The organism is Sphingobium sp. ba1 (assembly GCF_000743655.1).
Lineage (GTDB): Bacteria > Pseudomonadota > Alphaproteobacteria > Sphingomonadales > Sphingomonadaceae > Sphingobium.
This window is the reverse complement of the sequence record NZ_JPPQ01000069.1, coordinates 3,138,965-3,142,148: the sequence shown is the minus strand read 5'-3', so window position 1 is coordinate 3,142,148 and position 3,184 is coordinate 3,138,965. Positions and strand designations below refer to the sequence as shown.

Here is a 3,184-nt window from a genome sequence, read left to right as displayed (position 1 = left end):
TAACTTACGCCACGTCCGCCAACCCCATCCCATGCCGCCGGTGAATAAGACGGGCTAAGGGTGGATTTGAGAAGGGCAGCTTTTGGAGAGATGGCTGGGGATAGCAGATGCTGCGCGGTCTAAAAACGCTCGACAACAAACACCCAACAGGGGGCGTTCGACCTTACCTTCGCCTACGAATGCGGTCGCGGACAGAATAGAAGCAGAGACTGACGACCATTACACCGAACCCAACCGCGAAAACGCTGATGGCTATCGACCAACACTGCGCGCTGAGCACAAAGGGTCGGCCGTAAAGCAGGTTAGCGGTCACGTTGAGAAAAACGCCAGCGAGGGCAAATAGGACTCCGACCATAGCGACAAACTTGGTGATCATGGCCTCCTTCATTTTCATGCAGCGCTGGGCAAAGATAGCATCTACGTCCGTTTTTCACCAGATTTGATCAGTCAGCCTTCGATCTATCATCTGAATGAGTGACCGGTTTCAAGGATGCGGCTGATCTGGCGGAGTGACCAAAAATGGTCGTCCAATACCATTCCTCCTTCGGGGTGACGATTAAGGCGACGTCCCCCTTCGTCATCCTCTCCTGGCAGGGGAGGTGGCTGGCCGCAGGCCAGACGGAGGGGTGTCACGCTCTCAATAAGGTGACGCCCTTACACCGCTTCCAGTGTCCCTTTGCCGGATGCATTGCGCGGCTCTGCGCGACACTGGGAAAACAGCTACAAACCCGCAGCCCTGCGCGTCAGCAACGCCAGTTCGCCAAACAACACTTCATCCACCGCCTTGAAGTTAAAGCAAGTCTTCCCCTGCCGCCGCTTGGCCAACCCAGGCGAGACACTCTCCGACAAGGCCGCATCGGTATAAAGCGGCATCAGATGATAGGCGACATAGCTTTTCTTGATCGTCACCGTCCCGAACCAGCCCGGCTGCCCGGTCTTGGGATCGACGGTAGCAGTGCGCACGACCAGATCGCCCGCTTCATCCTTCGCCAACACCTGCCCCGGCGCATTGTCCAGCATGACGGCGCGCAACCGCGCATGGATGTCATCGAACGCTTCCATGATGCCCCTCCCCCGATCAACAAGAAAAAGGGCGCCACCTTGCGGCAGCGCCCATTCTTTCAAATCCTCACCGCTTACGCCCCGGCAGGAGACGGATCGCCGAACGGCCCCTTGCGCTTGCGCGTCTTGGGGATGGACGATCCGGCCGCCGGCATGACCGAAGGCTTGATCGTGGTCCCGTCGTCGCGGGTGATCTCGCCCTTTTCGAGCAGCGCCTTGATCTCGTCGCCGCTCAGCGTCTCATATTCCAGCAGCGCATTGGCCAGCAAATGCAGTTGGTCCTCATGGCCCGTCAGCAATTCCTGCGCACGGGCATAGCCCTGTTCCACCAGCCCGCGAATTTCCGCGTCGATCAGCTTGGCGGTCTCGTCCGACATATGGACGCGCTGGCTCTGCGAATAGCCAAGGAACGTCTCGCCCTGCTGCTCTTCATATTGCAGCGGCCCCAGCTTGTCGGACATGCCCCATTGGGTGACCATGTCGCGCGCCAGCTTGGTGGCGTACTGGATGTCGCCCGACGCACCGCTCGACACCTTGTCATAGCCGAAGATGATTTCCTCGGCGACGCGGCCACCCATGGCAACGGCCATGTTCGCATGCATCTTGTCGCGGTGATAGCTGTAGCTGTCGCGTTCGGGCAGGCGCATCACCATGCCCAGCGCACGGCCGCGCGGGATGATCGTTGCCTTGTGGATCGGGTCCGACGCCGGTTCATGCACGGCGATGATCGCATGGCCCGCCTCATGATAGGCGGTCATCTTCTTCTCATCATCGGTCATGACCATGGAGCGACGTTCCGCGCCCATCATCACCTTGTCCTTGGCCGATTCGAACTCGGACATGGCGACCAGCCGCTTGCCCCGCCGCGCCGCCATCAGCGCCGCTTCGTTGACCAGGTTGGCGAGGTCCGCGCCGGAGAAGCCGGGCGTGCCACGCGCGATCGTGCGCGGCTCGACGTCGGGTGCCAGCGGCACCTTCTTCATATGCACGGCCAGGATCTTCTCGCGGCCTTCGATATCGGGACGGGGCACCACGACCTGACGGTCGAAGCGGCCCGGCCGCAGCAGCGCGGGGTCCAGCACGTCGGGACGGTTGGTGGCCGCGACGATGATGATGCCTTCATTGGCCTCAAAACCGTCCATCTCGACCAGCAATTGGTTCAGCGTCTGCTCGCGCTCGTCATTGCCATTGCCCAGGCCCGCGCCACGATGGCGACCGACCGCGTCGATTTCATCGATGAAGACGATGCAGGGCGCATTCTTCTTGGCCTGTTCGAACATGTCGCGCACGCGGCTTGCGCCCACGCCGACGAACATTTCGACAAAGTCCGAGCCGGAGATGGTGAAGAAAGGCACGCCCGCCTCGCCCGCGATCGCGCGCGCCAGCAGCGTCTTGCCGGTGCCGGGCGAACCGACCAGCAACGCGCCCTTGGGTATCTTGCCACCCAGACGTGCAAACTTGGTCGGATCTTTGAGGAACTCGACGATTTCCTCCAGCTCCTCGCGCGCTTCATCAATGCCCGCGACGTCCTGGAAGGTGACCTTGCCATGCTTTTCGGTCAGCAGCTTGGCCTTGGACTTGCCAAAGCCCATCGCGCCGCCCGCGCCGCCACCCTTCTGCATCTGGCGCAACACGAAAAACGCGATGCCCAGGATCAGCAGGAACGGCAGCGACTGATAGACGAGGATCATCCAGAAGCTCGGCTGCGCTTCGGCCTGGCCTGAATATTTGACACCATTTTGGTCGAGCAGGCCGGTCAGCGCCGGATCGGCCACGGGCAGCGTCGCGAAGCGGTCTCCGTTGGCCAGAGTTCCGGTGATCTTGTCCGGCGCGATGGCGACGTCCTTGACCTGGCCTTCCTGCACTTTGGCGCGGAATTCCGAATAGGCGATCTCGCTGCCACCGGCCCCTGTCGGCCGTTCGAACATCGACACGAAAAGCAGCAGGGCGACGATCACCCCGGCCCATATCATGGCGCTCTTGATCCAGGGATTGGTCTGCGGGTCTTTCTCGTCGTTCATCTGCACTCTCTTTCACCCGCCAAGATAGGGCGCGTCCGCAAAAGCGCAAGCGCGCCCGGCGTGCGCAAATAGCGATCAGATAGGTCGCCGTCCGATAGGCG

At 61.3% G+C, this 3,184-nt stretch carries 2 protein-coding genes; both read right to left on the bottom strand.

Features of this window, described 5'->3' with window-relative positions:
* Positions 1–720 precede the first annotated feature (720 nt).
* Complete coding sequence (locus IL54_RS18480; RefSeq protein ID WP_037477599.1) at positions 721–1,062, bottom strand: hypothetical protein; 342 nt, start codon at positions 1,060–1,062, stop codon at positions 721–723.
* 74 nt (positions 1,063–1,136) lie between these two features.
* Positions 1,137–3,083 (bottom strand): ATP-dependent zinc metalloprotease FtsH, encoded by a 1,947-nt coding sequence (gene ftsH, locus IL54_RS18475; RefSeq protein ID WP_037477596.1) that lies wholly within the window; start codon positions 3,081–3,083, stop codon positions 1,137–1,139.
* Positions 3,084–3,184: the final 101 nt, after the last annotated feature.

What these genes read in the sequence shown, in the direction of transcription:
- IL54_RS18480 (WP_037477599.1), bottom strand. Translation starts at nt 1,062, where the DNA reads ATGGAAGCGTTCGATGACATCCATGCGCGGTTGCGCGCCGTCATGCTG.
- ftsH (WP_037477596.1), bottom strand. Translation starts at nt 3,083, where the DNA reads ATGAACGACGAGAAAGACCCGCAGACCAATCCCTGGATCAAGAGCGCC.